This is a genomic window from Methanosarcina baikalica (assembly GCF_031461075.1).
In the GTDB taxonomy this organism is placed as follows: Archaea; Halobacteriota; Methanosarcinia; order Methanosarcinales; family Methanosarcinaceae; genus Methanosarcina; species Methanosarcina baikalica.
This window is the reverse complement of record NZ_JAVKPK010000014.1, coordinates 49,381-63,967: the sequence shown is the minus strand read 5'-3', so window position 1 is coordinate 63,967 and position 14,587 is coordinate 49,381. Positions and strand designations below refer to the sequence as shown.

The window sequence follows — 14,587 nt, the reverse complement described above, 5'->3', positions numbered from 1 at the left end:
CCGTTTGTTGCAACCAGTGTAACATTATATGTTCCCTTGCCACTGAATACGTGTTCAGGATTCTGCTCGGTAGAAGTACTTCCATCTCCGAAGTTCCATTCCCATCCTGTCGGATTGTTGGTGGATGTGTCAGTGAACTTTACAGTAAGAGGAGTTGTTCCTTCGGTCTTATCTGCAACGAAGTTTGCAACTGGGGGTGTCAGTACACGGTTTACGGTGATGACCATTGATTTTTCATTGCTGGGGCCATCAGCGTTTGTTGCAACCAGTGTAACATTGTATGTTCCCTCGCCACTGTATACGTGTACAGGATTCTGCTCGATTGATGTTTGAGTTCCATCTCCGAAGTTCCATTCCCATCCGATTGGATTGTTGGTGGATGTGTCAGTGAACTTCACAGTAAGAGGAGTTATTCCTTCGGTCTTATTTGCAGTAAAGTCTGCAACTGGCGGTGTCAGTACACGGTTTACGGTGATAACCATTGATCTTACATAGCTGGAACCCCCAGCATTTGTTGCAATCAGTGTAACATTGTATGTTCCCTCGCCACTGTATACGTGTACAGGATTCTGCTCGGTTGATGTTGCAGTTCCATCTCCGAAATTCCATTCCCATCTTGTTGGGCTGTTAGTGGATGTGTCAGTGAACTTAACAATAAGATTTGCAGTGAAGTTTGCAACTGGTGACTTCGGTACACGGTTTACTGTAATATTCATTGATTTTACACTGCTTGAACCATTATCGTTTGTTACAACCAGTGTAACATTGTAAATGCCTACACCCCTGAATGTATGTTCAGGACTCTGCTCAGTTGAAGTATTTTCATCCCCAAAGTTCCATTCCCATCCTGTCGGACTGTTGGTGGATGTGTCAGTGAACTTCACAGTATGAGGAATTGTTCCTTCTGTCATATTTGCAGTGAAGTTTGCTACAGGAAGTACTGGTGCAGATTTCTCAGTAACGTTGATTGTAGCCGACTTTGACGAGGTACCATTTTCATTGCTTGCAGTTAGGTTAACTGTATAGGTTCCTGCGTTGGAATATAGGTGCAATGGATTCTGATCTGATGAATTAGCTTCATCTCCAAAGTCCCAATGCCATCCAGTCGTATTTTCGGATAGATCTGTAAACTGTACATTAAGGGGAGCATAACCTTCAGTAACATTACTGCTGAAATTCGATATCGGAAGTACTAATGGAGGCTCCTCAATTTCCTTAGGTCCAAGGGTTATTTCTTTCGTAATGCCTCCTACTTTCACCTCGAAATTCCCAGGAGGAACTGCTGTTGTGTTATAGGAGTAACTGAAATTTCCATTTGAATCAGCTTTGATACCCTTAAAAGCTGTAATTTTCAGATTAACCTCTGAGACACCTTCTCCAGCATCTCCATCGATCTTTATTGTATAAGTTCCAGGAGGGACATTTGACTGAGATACGGTTGCAGTACCCCCTGAAGCTCCTGAGCTCTTTGTTACCCAGAGAACCATTTTTACCCTCACATGGAGGTTGTTAATTCCCCTGGCCTCAACTGTAAAGAGGTTATCCAGACCCTCAGGAATCGTTACGTTTTCAAGAGTGCATTCAAACTTGCCCTCGGAGACAGGAACGAGTTTCTCAAATGTCACGAATACATCGACTTTCTCTCTCGGAGACGCATTCCCGTTTATATTAAGAGTATCCCCGGAAACAGGTTCTTGAGGAAAAAATTCCCAGTGGATATCAGGTACAGGTTTTTCAGAAACATTAATTGTGGCTGACTTTGAATCTAGCCCGTTTTCATTGGTTACTGTCAGATTTACGGTGTAATTCCCTACCGCATGATAAGTATGCGTTGGATTCTGCTCGGTTGAAGTAAATCCATCTCCAAAGTCCCAGTTCCATTCTGTTGTGTTTTCTGAACTGTCGTTAAACTTAACAGCAAGAGGTGCAAAACCCTCACTGACATTGCTGCTGAAATTAGCTACTGGAAATGCTGGTTCTGGCTCCGGGATGATTGCAATTCCCCCGGGAGAAAACTCGATATTCACTGTTGCTGAAATAGTATCGCTTGAGGTGTCAATTACAGAGATATTGTTGCTATAATTGTTTTCATAACTGCCCTTGATTACCACATATACCTTTTTACCATCAGGTGTGACTGCAACTCCTTCAGGACTGCCTTCTATATTCATTGTGGTTACAACTTTTCTTGTAGATGTATCAATTACAGAGACAAAGCCATCTCCACCAGCCACATACACCTTTGTTCCTGTTGGATTGACTACAACTTCATGAGGAGAATTATCTACATCCACCGTAGCTATAACGGCATTTGTAGCTATATCAATTACAGAGACAGTGCTGTTGTACATGTTTGTTACATATACCTTTGTTCCTGTTGGATCAACTGCAACTCCACAAGGATAATTTCCTACATTTACCGTGGCTGTAACATTGTTTGCGGTAGTGTCAATTACAGAGACAGTCCCGTCGTTAGAGTTCGCCACATATACCTTTTTTCCATCAGGTGTAACTGCAACTCCGGAAGGACCACTTCCTACAGGCACAGCGGCTATAACATTATTGGTTGCTGTCTCGATCACAGAGACAGTGTTGTTTTGGGATTCTGTAACATATACCCATTTTCCATCCGGTGTGACTGCAACTTCAGAAGGAGATCCTCTTATATCCACGGTAGCTGTAACGGTATTTGTTGTAGTATCAATCACAGAGACACCATTGTCCCAATTGCTCGCCACATATGCCGTTTTTCCATTAGGTGCAACTGCAACTCCTTCAGGCCAACGTCCTACTTTCAAAGTTGTTATAGCTATTCCTGTGGTTGTGTCAATTAAAGAGATAACGTTACTACGGTAATTCGTAATGTATACAAATGGCCACGTGGATGAAACCTTTTTTTCAACAGTTATGTTAGCAAGTTTGGAACTAGTATTGATTCCATTGCTGGCTGTCAAATTAACTGTATAGTTTCCTGAAGTCTTGTACACATACACAGGATTTTGTTTTGTAGAATCTGATGTCCCGTCCCCATCAAAGTCCCAGTTCCACACAACTGCGTTCTTCGAAAGGTCTGTAAACTTAACAACAAGAGGTGCAGTACCATTAGTAATACTGGCTGTAAAGTTAGCAGTTGGGGTTACTGAATTTTGCGGATTGGATATAGATACAAGAGGTAAATAGTCAAATTCATCCTCATAGATATTATAAGGCAGGTCTCCGATTCCATTCCCATCCATATCCACGCAGATCTGGGAAAATCCGGTTCCATCTGGCTTTGCCCAGAAGTTTCCTCCGATGTAAGGGCCTCCTACAATGTTAGTACCTTCAGTAAGTGAATTGTTCCATGTATTTCCCCCTTCGCCAGCCTCAAACCTTACATTCAGAGTGTTGTTAAAATAATTATTGTAGATTCGTTTACTGCCATCCCTTTCGGTATCAAGAATCCCGCAATCTGAACAGGAAAGTATTGTATTGTTGATTATGTAGACAGGACAAGCTTCTCCTAATTTAATCCCGACATTACAGTTTAATATTGTATTATTGTCAATTCCTGAACTTGAAGTGGTAAGCTCAATACCATAATCACAGTCAGTAATCCTGTTATTATGAATCTCTGCCGCCTGATCATATTCGTATATGCCAATGGAACAATTTGAGATCGTATTATTTGATACTATATTAGTATCAAATCCACAACAGGAAATATGTATGCCTTCACTTTCACTGTTCGAAATTTGATCTCCGCCGTTAATTTTATTTTCGGTTATTAAATTGCCTCTTCTCTCTGGTCCCAGAAGAATACAACCATTTTCAATGGTATTGCCTGTCAGATTATTCATATCGCCATAAACGAAGATTGCACTTTTTTCATAATCCTGACTGGGCCCTATTATAGTAAAACCACTGATCGTTATATTATCAGCTTCTATCAGAAAGGTACTTACACTTTCCTCCAGGGGTTTTACCTGAGCATTGCCATTATTTGATTCTGACCTGATAGTTAGGCCTGTTACATTGACAAGAACGTTTTCAGTATAAGTTCCAGGCCCTACGATTATTGTGTCCCCTGGTACAGAATGATTTATAGCTTCCTGAATTGATCGGAAATCAGCTCCAGAACCATCATCTACCGTAATTTCCTTTGCCGATGCCGTAGCTGAAATGGACATTATAGAAATAAAAATTAAAATTATTAAAAGAAATTTTTTTCTATATCTCATATTTTTTCCCTCTATTCTAGTACATATATCATCAAAAGAATATTGATACTGTTTACATTTTAATAATTTTTAAACTTTTCCATTTAGATAACTCTTAATAAATCATTGAATTGAACATTTCTCAATAATACAGGTTGAATCAAAACGATCCATGCAGAAATATGAGGGTTTTTCACAGGAAAGTATAACAGAGGGGCAATGAGAATACTAACTGTAGGGTTCCGTTGCAAAAAAATATGAGATCGATACTATGAAATAAGTAGGAATTTAGGAGAATATGGTACATGAGAACAGACCAGTTACCGACCAGACTGCAGGCATGTCTCTTTAAGATTTCCTTTGGTTCAGAACTCAGATAATCTCCCGATAAAACCTAGTTGTTCAACTAAAACTACTATATATTAACTACTTGATACGGTGATTTTCATAAAACCTATGTATTTTAGCTCATTCTGTGTCAATTCCAGCGGCAAATTACCGGGAATATTTGACCATATACACAGGTTTTGACACAAAACCTATGCATCAGTAGCCTAACTGTTAGCGATGCCAAAAAGAATGAATTGTTGCCAGACCCCACCTTCAATATGATTTTTGTATCTATAATTTGAAAAATGAGACATTTAATATATTTGAAAATATGCTACATGTAACAGATAATGCAAAGAGCAACAGAAATTTGTATTTTACTTGTTAAGGAGGATCTCACTACGAAGTTAAAGTATACTAAGTTCCAAATTGCTTTGGAAACAATAGGGCTTCTACTTTTAGTCGGTATGATTTTCTTTATTTACACCCAGTGGAATCAAATTCCTCAACAGGTTCCTATGCATTACAATACAGTGGGTGAAATCGATAGATGGGGAAGTAAATATGAGATCCTCTTTTTACCAGCCATAAGTATTTTGCTCTATGTATTCATAACTGCAGTGTCTTTTTTTCCACAGATTTGGAATGTTCCTGTTCAAATAACCGATGAAAACAAAGAAATAGTGTACCTCAGTACAAAGGATCTGCTTATATTTGTGAAAGTTGAGATGTTAACGTTATTCTTTTACATAAATTATCATACAGCAACTGCACAGCCTTTGTCAATTACCTTTTTACCCGTTTTTATTATAATCATATTTGGCACATTAATATTCTCCATTGTACGGACTATTCGATTAGGAAAGGGAAAAAAGCATAACCGTGGATTATGAGCATGTTCAATGTCCTCTCAGGCATCAATATATCTATCAAGGTTCCGTTGCAAAAAATTAAGAATAAGCATATAAATATATGGTTAAAAGCAGCGTAGCAAAAGTTCAGTAAAATTGCAACATTGCCCACAAAAACGTGAAATGAAGACATTAAGAATAAAATGAACTAAAAAAGAGTTAATAAATTAGATCGTGAGAGCCAGTTATTAAAAACCGCAAACAGAAGGTTGGTTTTCAACTCTGGTCAAATAAGGCTAAAGGGTGTTTGTGTCAGATTTGATCAATGATCCTACACACCTTTTAACCTTGATCTTTTTATCATTTTTCATTAAAGGTTTTATTCGTTTTCAGAGTATATACCCGGTCTTGTATTTTTGGTCTTGTCCGTGAGTTATTGATCAATTCTGAAAAAACAAGTACATCTCCAATGTTCGGGTAACAAGTCCAATACAAATCAGCCTCGATGACAAATTACACATCTTGACTAAATAGATAGTTTATTAATAATATTTAATATAAATTCACCACATATATCAACACTTTTAGCATGAAAAATGTGCTTTTGATAATAGGCCTTCCCTGACGTTACCAAAACTTATACCTTGACTTTTTATTTCCTTATTCTTCGGAAGCAGTTAATGTTCAGCCTGCTATTCTCAGGATTAAGTTTTGAATACGGACCACCTGTTTATGCATATTCTCATTTAGCCTCTCTATCTAATCATCTTTTGATCCAGTTAACCGATTTAGTAAACTGTCAACTTACTAGATTTTTTGCCGATTTCCTGCAGAAAGTTAATGGAAATAAAAAGATTCCTAGAAAATAGTTGACAAAATTACTATAATTGTAAACTAATGCAACAAACGGTCAAAGAACTAATCAAGTGACTAAATCAGGCAAAAATACCCTTAAATTAAGCTGTTAAAAAAGTACCCTATTTTTTAGAAGTTAAAAACAAGAAAATCCACAAACTCCAAGCCTCGTCTTTACACCCTTATCTTCGGGGAAATTCTCTCGGATTAAATGATTATTATAAAACTGCGCTTCAAATAAGAAAGTTTAAGAATGTAAAGAAGTCCAGATTATTAACATTTTTTATATGAAAAATAAACGAAAGGCAAAGGAGTAGAGGATAATGAAAACTAACAAAAAATTATATTCAGTAACTTTAGCATCAGCAACTCTGATTTTATTTTTAATTCTTGTTTCATCCACTGCTTCGGCATCTATTGCTAAGACTCGTATCACCAATCATGGCACAGCAGGCAATCCTGATATTTACGATAATAAAATCGTTTGGCAGGATACACGCAATGGGAACTCTGCTATTTATGCATATGATCTCTCGACGAAAAAAGAAACTAAGATCACCGATTCAAGCCAGTACCGTCCTGCTATCTATGGAAACAGGATAGTTTGGGATGATTTTCGCAATAATAACTGGGGCATCTATATGTACGATCTCTCTACTTCGAAGGAAACTCAAATAACAACAGACAGACATACCGATGAACCTGATATTTACGGAAACAAGATAGTGTGGGATGATAATCACAATGGATACTGGTGTATCTACATGTACGATCTCTCTACTTCGAAGGAAACTCAAATAACAACAAAAGGAAGAGCATTCTATCCTGCTATTTACGGAAACACGGTAGTGTGGTGGGATAATAGGAATGAGAATGGTAAATGGGATATCTATGCATACGATCTCTCTACTTCTAAGGAGACGCAGATCACTACTAGCGGATCAGCGTACTGCCCTGATATCTACGGAAACAAGATAGTTTGGCAGGATAATCGTAATGGAAATGGAGATATCTACATGTACGATCTCTCCACTAAGAAGGAGACGCGAATCACTACAAATCCATCAGATTCAGAAGACCCTGTTATCTATGGTAATAACATCGTATGGATGGATAACCGAAACGGTAGATTGGATATCTACGCATATGATCTTATAACCCATCAACAAGTACACACTACCGATAAGTCAGCTCCGAGTGCCCCTGCTATTGCTCTATACGATAACAAAATTGCATGGATAGATACATGCAATGGAAATCCCGATGTCTACATGGGTACTATTAGTTATCTTCCTGTAGCTGCTTTTTCTGCATCCCCAACCACTGGAAAACATCCTTTGAATGTGCAGTTTACTGATAAGAGTACAGATGAGTATTACTATTCATGGAACTTTGGAGATAAAAGTGCATTATCTACACTTGAGAACCCTGTGCACAAATACAATAAAATAGGAAAATATACTGTCAGTTTGACAGTAAAGAATGCTGCAGGTAGTAACATGGCGAAAAAGACCAGTTATATAATAGTTAAGTAAGTAAACTCTTAATTGAAAAACCGTAAAAAGGTTATATCCGAGGGTAATAAGCACATGATGTATTTTTTGTCACATACTCGATTTCCTCTGCTGTGGTAGAAACAGGCTACAAAAGCAAAGCCGCCGTCTTTACTGATGCAAAGATTTTTTAAAAATCAAATTCATGTATCAGTAAAATGATAAGTCCTGTACTTTGTGATAAAGGAAAAAGAAGAAATGGTTTATCCACTCATTGCCCTTAGCCTTGATCTTTTTTATTATTTTTCAATTTAAGGGTTTATTCGTTTTCAGAGTATATACCCGGTCTTGTATTTGTTGGTGTAACTTTTATATAATTTTTTAATGTTTTTGTATTGCTTCCTGCAGCATTGGTTGCTTTAAGTGATACTGTATAGGTTCCTGCTTTTGAATACTTATGTTTCGGATTCTGGGTTGTTGAAGTTGTTCCGTCTCCAAAACTCCATCTCCATTTAGTCGGTGAGCCTGTACTTTTTTCAGTAAAGGCAACAGTTAATGGTGCTTTTCCACAGGTTGGAGATGCAGAATATGCAGCAACAGGCAGGTTTGAACTGATGAGAGTACCCATGTAGACATTGGGTTTTTCATTGCCCCAATCCGTCCACACTATCTTATCACCATAGAAATCAAATCCTCCCCTAACTGATGTATCGTTAGTGTGAGTTTCCTCTTGAGTTGAGAGATTATACATGTAAATACTTCCATTATTATAATCCTCCCACAATATCCTGTCCTCGGAGATTGCAAGACTATAATAAAATATTGATCCGCTGTTGGTAATTTGAGTTTCCTTTTTACTGGAAAGATCATACATGTAGATCTCGGAGTGGTAAACTTCATCTCCCTTGTGCTCATCTGCCCAAACTATAATATTATTATAAATATCAGGACTGAATGCTGCATCGCTGGTGGTAATCTGAGTTTTCTTGTGAGTAGAGAGATCGTACATGGTGAGATTACTCGGACGTCCATCAATATCAGACACCCCCACTATTCTGTTACCGAAAAAAGCAGGATTGATTATTGGCACATCGTTGAGATCAGTTTTCTTGTGAGTGGAGATATCATAAATGCAATAATCATATGTGCCACCCCACAGTATCCTGTTACCGGAGATACTCGCCCCGAGGCCATACCCGAATCCATCAGCAGGGATTGTGCTATTGGTTATCCGAGTTTCCTTGTGAGTAGAGAGATCGTACATGTAGACATCATGTCCTCCCTCGGTATCATTCTGACTATTTCCATTGCGCCCATCCAGCCATACTATCCTATCACCGTAGATAGCAGGAAAAAATGCTAATCCGCTTGTGGTAATTTGAGTTTCCTTGTGAGTGGAGATATTGTACATGTAAATATTGAAGGGTCCATTATCCCTGTTTCCATTACGCCAGTCCTCCCATACTATCCTGTCACCATATATAGCAGGAAACGCTGCTGATCCACTGGTAGTTATCCGAGTTTCATTGATCGTAAGCGAAGCAGTTTGCTCAGTAGCCGCCGATACAGTAGATGAAACGAGAATCAAAAATAAAACCAGGGCTGATGATGCTAAGGCCAGGGAATGCAATTTTTTGTTAATTTTCATTTATCCTACTCCTTTATCTTTCGCTTAATTTTCATATAAAAAATGTTAATAATTTAGATATATTTACATTTTTAAACTTTGTCATTTAAATGTAAGCTTTAAGAAAATGTGTAATTTTAGAGAGTTTGTTTCGAGAAAAAGAATAAGGTCGCAGTAAATATGTACAGAAATAGCGAAGTTTTTCGGTACAAAAAAGGTAAAAGAAAAACTTTTGAGAATTTCAAATGAGCTCTGAAAGAGTCAAGAAATTAGATAGGGAGTACTACTGAAAATCACAAAATTAAAATCTCTCTAAAAAATGGCCAAAAATGACGGATAAGCTCATTTTTTAATATCAAATCAACAAATTACGGACACTTCCAGATAAGAAATAAGGAATAATGAAAAATTAATAAAAAGGAGTGAGCAAAAGAAAGAGTGAACAGTTTCCTGCCCACCTTCTTCCAGAAATTATTTGTGGGCAAAATAAGCCACAACTTCGTCTTCCTCTACCGCATCGATCCTGCAGAACCCAAAGCGCTCGAACTGTACGATTCTGTCAAGTTCGGTTGCAATCCCGTGCTCACCGATTCCTTTGATATCGCCTTCGGGGCCGCGAACTGTAACGGAAATTCCGTCAACTGGCGCCCAGTGGAGGATTTTTGCTTTTGCTTTTTTAAGGGCTTCAAGAGAAATATCAGAGCATTTTGCCTGAAGTGGAGAAAGGGAAGTGATTTCGACATTGCAGAAATCTTTTAAGCGGAGGACGGAACCAATTTCCAGCTTTTCTACATCATCCTTACAGACAAGCACCTGATTTCCTACGGCAATTTCCCGAAATCCTCTTGCATGGTCAGTGGGGTGAAGTGGAAGTTTAGCAACTGTCGACTCTGCATCTGTGATTTCCATTTCTACCGGGTCCCAGACAAAGAAATAGCGGTTTGCAATAGGGTCCACGATTTTGCGGTTCTCGGCATACAGAGACTCCATGCTTATGCTCACGTCAGTCATCCCGACTCCCATCTCTATCAAAAATTTTTTGAGGGCTTCAGCCTGTATTCCACGGCGCCGGATTGCCCGGATTGTGGGCAGCCTCGGATCGTCCCAGCCGCTGTATTCCCCTGTTTCTATGGCTTTTCGGAGGGTACTGGTGCTGAACTTTCCGAACTCGTGGATTTTAACTCTGCCCCAGTGGGTTGTCTTCGGGTAGTTCCAGCCAAAGTAATTGTAGATATACCCCTGCCGCTTTTCGCTGTCTATCAGGTCTTTGCCTCGGATGATATGGGTCATGCCGAGTTCGTGGTCTTCGATAGCGCCTGCAAAATCCAGGAGGGGCCAGACAATGTATTTATTTCCGATCTCAGGGCGGGGATGGGACATTTTTCGGATCCTGAATGCCCCCCAATCCCGTAAAGCTGGGTCCTTATATTTTATATCGGTTTTAATCCTCAGAACTGCCTGCTGATCTTCGTATTCCCCGGCAAGCATCTTTTCCCAGTGCATGAGATTTTCTTCAGGGCTTACGTCCCTGTGAGGACAAGCTTGCTTGGCGTCCTTCAAGCGCTTGAAATCTTCCCCTTTACAGAAACAAACATAAGCTTTGCCCATTTCAATGAGTTTTCTTGCATAATCGTAATAGAGAGGGAAGTGATCAGACGCATAGACCACCTGGTCAGGCACAACTCCGAGCCATTTAAAGTCATCGAGGTACCAGTCATAGGCTTCAAGCATAGGCCGTTTGATGTCAGGATCGGTATCATCGAAACGCAGGATGAATTTTCCGGTGTATATCTTCACATATTCGGAATTTACTACCATGCCTCTTGCACTGCCCAGGGTCGCCGGCCCATTAGGATTTGGGGCAAAACGCATTACAACCTTGCCGGGTTCTGCCCCTTCCAGGGGTTTTAAGCCTTTATCGGGCTCTTTCTTCACACTCAGAGCTTCAATAAGTTCGGGTGCAATTTCAGAGAGCCGGGCTTCCCAGATTTCAGGGTTTCCTTTAGCAATTTCGGAAACAATAGATTCAAGAGCTTCGGATACTGCACCGGGATCGGCTCTGAGTTGAGGGCACTCCCCCATTACCTTTCCCATAACAGCTTTGGGCTGGGGGGCTTTCCCGTATTTTACAGCATTTTGAAAGGCGTATTTTTCTATTGTTTTAAGGTCTTCAGGACTTAAGGTCATAGAAGTTTCTCCAAAAATAAACATGGATTGAATGTTAAGAATGTCAGACAAATCAAATTAAACGTTAGTGGATAATTCAATTTAATAGATACTCACGGAAAAGTGAATATTCCATGAGATGCGCGGAATCCGATGATTGCGGAAAAACATGTAAATAGAGTTATAAAAAGTCACCGAAGCCCCCAGATTCCCGGAATAAATTGAAAAAAGGCATTCCGAAAAATATTCCCTGCACGCAGAAGCCTTTATTTCGGGATGGAAACTTCAATTTTCCGGATACGGGACACTTTATCATTTATTTTTTCAAGCTCGCTCTCAAACTCCTCCAGGAATTTGGGAACTGCATCTCCAGGTACTGCACCCTGAGCCGAGGGCTTGATAAGATTAGCCTGTTCAAGGACTCTGAGAGAGTAGCGCACTTTGTGGTTCTGCATTCCAGTGACTTCTGAAAGTTTCAGAATTCCGATAGGGGCTTCTTCGATCACTTTTTTTAGCACCAGAAGATGGCGCTCTATAAGGTCAAGTTCAGTTCCGATAGGCTCAAGCAGCATCAGACAACCTCGTTTAGAAGTATTCCGATTCCCTGGATTTCCACTTCGACAGTGTCCCCACGCTGTAGTTCTCCAACACCAGGCGGAGTTCCTGTAGTGATAACATCTCCCACTTCCAGGGTCATGATCTCGGTGATAAATTCAATAAGGTAAGGAATATCAAAAATAAGGTTTGAAGTGCTGGAATCCTGTCTGGTTTCCCCATTTACCCGGCATGCAATTTTTGCATCCGTAATATCCAGCTCTTCGGGGGAGGCAAGATAAGGCCCGAAGGCTGCAAAGGTATCAAAGCTCTTTGCCCTGGTCCACTGCCCATCCTTTTGTTGAAGATCCCGTGCAGTTACATCATTGAAACAGGTATAACCCGCAATCACGTCCTCAGCCTTTGAGGCTGAAATACTCTTACAGCGTTTGCCGATAACAACTGCTAGTTCGGCCTCATGTTCTACTCTAGAACTGGATGCCGGATAAATGATCTTGTCTTTATGCCCTATAATTGCTGAAGGAGGCTTTAAAAAGAGAACAGGAGTCTCCGGGACTTCCATGGACAGTTCTTCGGCATGGTCCCGGTAATTCAGGCCAACACATACGATTTTGGAGGGAGACGCGGGCGGGAGGACGCGTAGTTCCTGAAGCTCAAAAACCCCTGCTAGAGCCCCACATTTAGGATATACGTGCCCACTTTCGATCTCTCCATAAAATATTTCATCTCCTGATCTGAATCTTCCAATCATATCTTTGCCTTCTCCTGCGTTTTGGGATCTTTCCACCTGCTTTTTTTCATTTTTTAAAGGATATATCAAAACTTAAATTTTAACTCTTCGCCCACTGGCATCCCGTGCATATTTCCCGAGTTCGGAATCAAGGAGCTGAACGCCTGAAAACACAGGCCCGTCCTTGCAAACCCGGAGCCCGGACCGATCTATGCAGCATGCTCCGCAGACTCCGATACCGCATTTGAAATAGCGATGAAGGCTGAACTCTGCCTTTTCAAGAACCTTTCTATCCTCAAGTAACCTGAAAACAGATGCCATCATTACTTCCGGGCCGCAGACAGCGATCCTATCATAAACCAAAAGGTTGAGGCTACTTAGAACATCGGTTACAAAACCCTTTGTCCCTTTTGAGCCGTCATCAGTGGAAACGTAAACTTCCCCTGCCTCTTCAAAGCGATCTTCAAAAATCAGGTCGCCTGCACTCCGTGCTCCAAGGACTGTGTGCACCTTAGAGCCTGCGTTACGGGCTGCGTCTGCATAAGGAGCAAGAGGAGCAGCTCCGACACCGCCTGCAACTATCAGGATTTTTTCGCTCTTAGAAGGAAGAGAAAAGCCCCTTCCGAAAGGCCCCCTTAGCCCGAAAGAATCTCCTTCTTTAAATTCAAAGATTTTCGCGGTTGCCTCTCCCACTTTCTGGACAGTAATAGAGTTTTTTTTGGAGAGGCCCATGGGCACTTCATCCACGCCCCTGACCCATGCCATTACAAACTGGCCGGGCTCCATAGTCTCAAACTGGAGATCAAAGAAAAAAGTCCTGACAGAAGGAGACTCTTCAATTATCCGTACTATTGTAGCATTAAGAGGTAACATCAGACCATCTCATGGGAAAGCCCTATTAATTTTTTCACATCCGAATACCCTTTCCTCTGCAGGAAAGCTTCGATCCCTGTACTGATTTCGGAGAATATGTCAACCCTGTCATACACTGCAGACCCGACCTGGACAGCCGCCGCTCCTGCCATCATCATTTCTACAGCATCCTGCCAGGTAGACACCCCTCCTACTCCTATTACAGGAATTTCCAGAGCAGTATAAAGGTCGTAGACACATTTGACAGCCACAGGCTTAACAGCTTTTCCTGAAAGCCCGCCTGAACGGTTTCCCAGGACAGGATACCCTGACTCGATGTCTATAGCCATTCCTTTTAAGGTATTGATTACAACAACCGCATCCGCGCCCCCTGATTCAGCTGCAGTCCCTATGCACGTAATGTCAGAAACATTGGGGGTAAGCTTGACCCACACAGGCACGTTTACTACATCTTTTACCGCTTCTGTGACTGCTTCTACAAGGCAGGGATCAGAACCGACAGCCGCCCCATATCCCTCTGCATGGGGGCAGCTCACATTAAGCTCGAAAGCATTGGGTTTTGCAGGAAGGAGACCTTCAGCAACTTCTTTAAATTCAGCAGGACTTCCGCCGAAAATGCTTGCAATTACCGGGACCCTTGAATCCTTTTTTGCAATCTCGAGTTCCTGCAGGAAACCCGGATAGGAAGGGTTCGGAAGTCCCATAGCATTCAAAAAGCCACAGTCGAGTTTGACCATGCTAGGGTTGAAGTGCCCGGTTTTAGGCATAGGACCTATGGATTTGGTCACAACTGCGCCTGCTCCCCCCTCACGTGCGACCCTGCAAAGAGATGCTCCTGTTGTGCCAAGCACCCCGGCTGCAAGAATGGTCGGATTTTTCAGTTTAAGTCCGGTAAGAGTGTACATGGA

Annotated in this window: 8 protein-coding genes and 1 pseudogene; 2 read left to right on the top strand and 7 right to left on the bottom strand. The window is 40.9% G+C overall.

The genetic code is table 11. The features are described from left to right. The coding region (locus RG963_RS05095) for a PKD domain-containing protein (protein ID WP_310575194.1) at nt 1-4,169 on the bottom strand (4,169 nt) is incomplete at its 3' end. Nucleotides 4,170-4,879: 710 nt separating this feature from the next. On the opposite strand from RG963_RS05095, the gene RG963_RS05090 reads away from it, so the two are divergent. Then, on the top strand, nt 4,880-5,422 hold the full coding sequence (locus RG963_RS05090) for a DUF1648 domain-containing protein (protein WP_310575193.1): 543 nt from the start codon (nt 4,880-4,882) through the stop codon (nt 5,420-5,422). A gap of 1,136 nt (nt 5,423-6,558) precedes the next feature. Next, nucleotides 6,559-7,770: a PKD domain-containing protein gene (locus RG963_RS05085; RefSeq protein ID WP_310575192.1), complete on the top strand. Its 1,212-nt coding sequence runs from the start codon at nt 6,559-6,561 to the stop codon at nt 7,768-7,770. Between the two features lie 322 nt (nt 7,771-8,092). Here the strand turns inward: RG963_RS05085 and RG963_RS05080 are convergent. From RG963_RS05080 to RG963_RS05055, 6 genes and pseudogenes are all read right to left on the bottom strand, one after another. Continuing rightward, nucleotides 8,093-9,376, bottom strand: a pseudogene (locus tag RG963_RS05080) (PKD domain-containing protein); the annotation flags it as partial. A 450-nt stretch (nt 9,377-9,826) separates the two neighbouring features. Further along, nucleotides 9,827-11,542, bottom strand: a complete 1,716-nt coding sequence (locus RG963_RS05075; RefSeq protein ID WP_310575190.1) for a glutamate--tRNA ligase — start codon at nt 11,540-11,542, stop codon at nt 9,827-9,829. A 245-nt stretch (nt 11,543-11,787) separates the two neighbouring features. Next, complete coding sequence (locus RG963_RS05070; RefSeq protein WP_310575189.1) at nt 11,788-12,093, bottom strand: hypothetical protein; 306 nt, start codon at nt 12,091-12,093, stop codon at nt 11,788-11,790. Continuing rightward, the gene (locus tag RG963_RS05065; protein ID WP_310575188.1) at nt 12,093-12,827 is read right to left on the bottom strand and encodes a fumarylacetoacetate hydrolase family protein; all 735 of its coding nucleotides are present in this window, start codon (nt 12,825-12,827) and stop codon (nt 12,093-12,095) included. Before RG963_RS05065 ends, RG963_RS05070 begins: the two co-directional genes overlap by 1 nt. 72 nt (nt 12,828-12,899) lie before the next feature. Then, on the bottom strand, nt 12,900-13,679 hold the full coding sequence (locus RG963_RS05060) for a dihydroorotate dehydrogenase electron transfer subunit (RefSeq protein WP_310575187.1): 780 nt from the start codon (nt 13,677-13,679) through the stop codon (nt 12,900-12,902). Then, the gene (locus RG963_RS05055; protein ID WP_310575186.1) at nt 13,679-14,584 is read right to left on the bottom strand and encodes a dihydroorotate dehydrogenase; all 906 of its coding nucleotides are present in this window, start codon (nt 14,582-14,584) and stop codon (nt 13,679-13,681) included. Before RG963_RS05055 ends, RG963_RS05060 begins: the two co-directional genes overlap by 1 nt. Nucleotides 14,585-14,587 lie beyond the last annotated feature (3 nt).

Excerpts from the sequence above, each read along its gene's own strand:
- RG963_RS05090 (WP_310575193.1), top strand. The coding sequence starts at position 4,880 with ATGCAAAGAGCAACAGAAATTTGTATTTTACTTGTTAAGGAGGATCTC.
- RG963_RS05085 (WP_310575192.1), top strand. The coding sequence starts at position 6,559 with ATGAAAACTAACAAAAAATTATATTCAGTAACTTTAGCATCAGCAACT.
- RG963_RS05075 (WP_310575190.1), bottom strand. The coding sequence starts at position 11,542 with ATGACCTTAAGTCCTGAAGACCTTAAAACAATAGAAAAATACGCCTTT.
- RG963_RS05070 (WP_310575189.1), bottom strand. The coding sequence starts at position 12,093 with ATGCTGCTTGAGCCTATCGGAACTGAACTTGACCTTATAGAGCGCCAT.
- RG963_RS05065 (WP_310575188.1), bottom strand. The coding sequence starts at position 12,827 with ATGATTGGAAGATTCAGATCAGGAGATGAAATATTTTATGGAGAGATC.
- RG963_RS05060 (WP_310575187.1), bottom strand. The coding sequence starts at position 13,679 with ATGTTACCTCTTAATGCTACAATAGTACGGATAATTGAAGAGTCTCCT.
- RG963_RS05055 (WP_310575186.1), bottom strand. The coding sequence starts at position 14,584 with ATGTACACTCTTACCGGACTTAAACTGAAAAATCCGACCATTCTTGCA.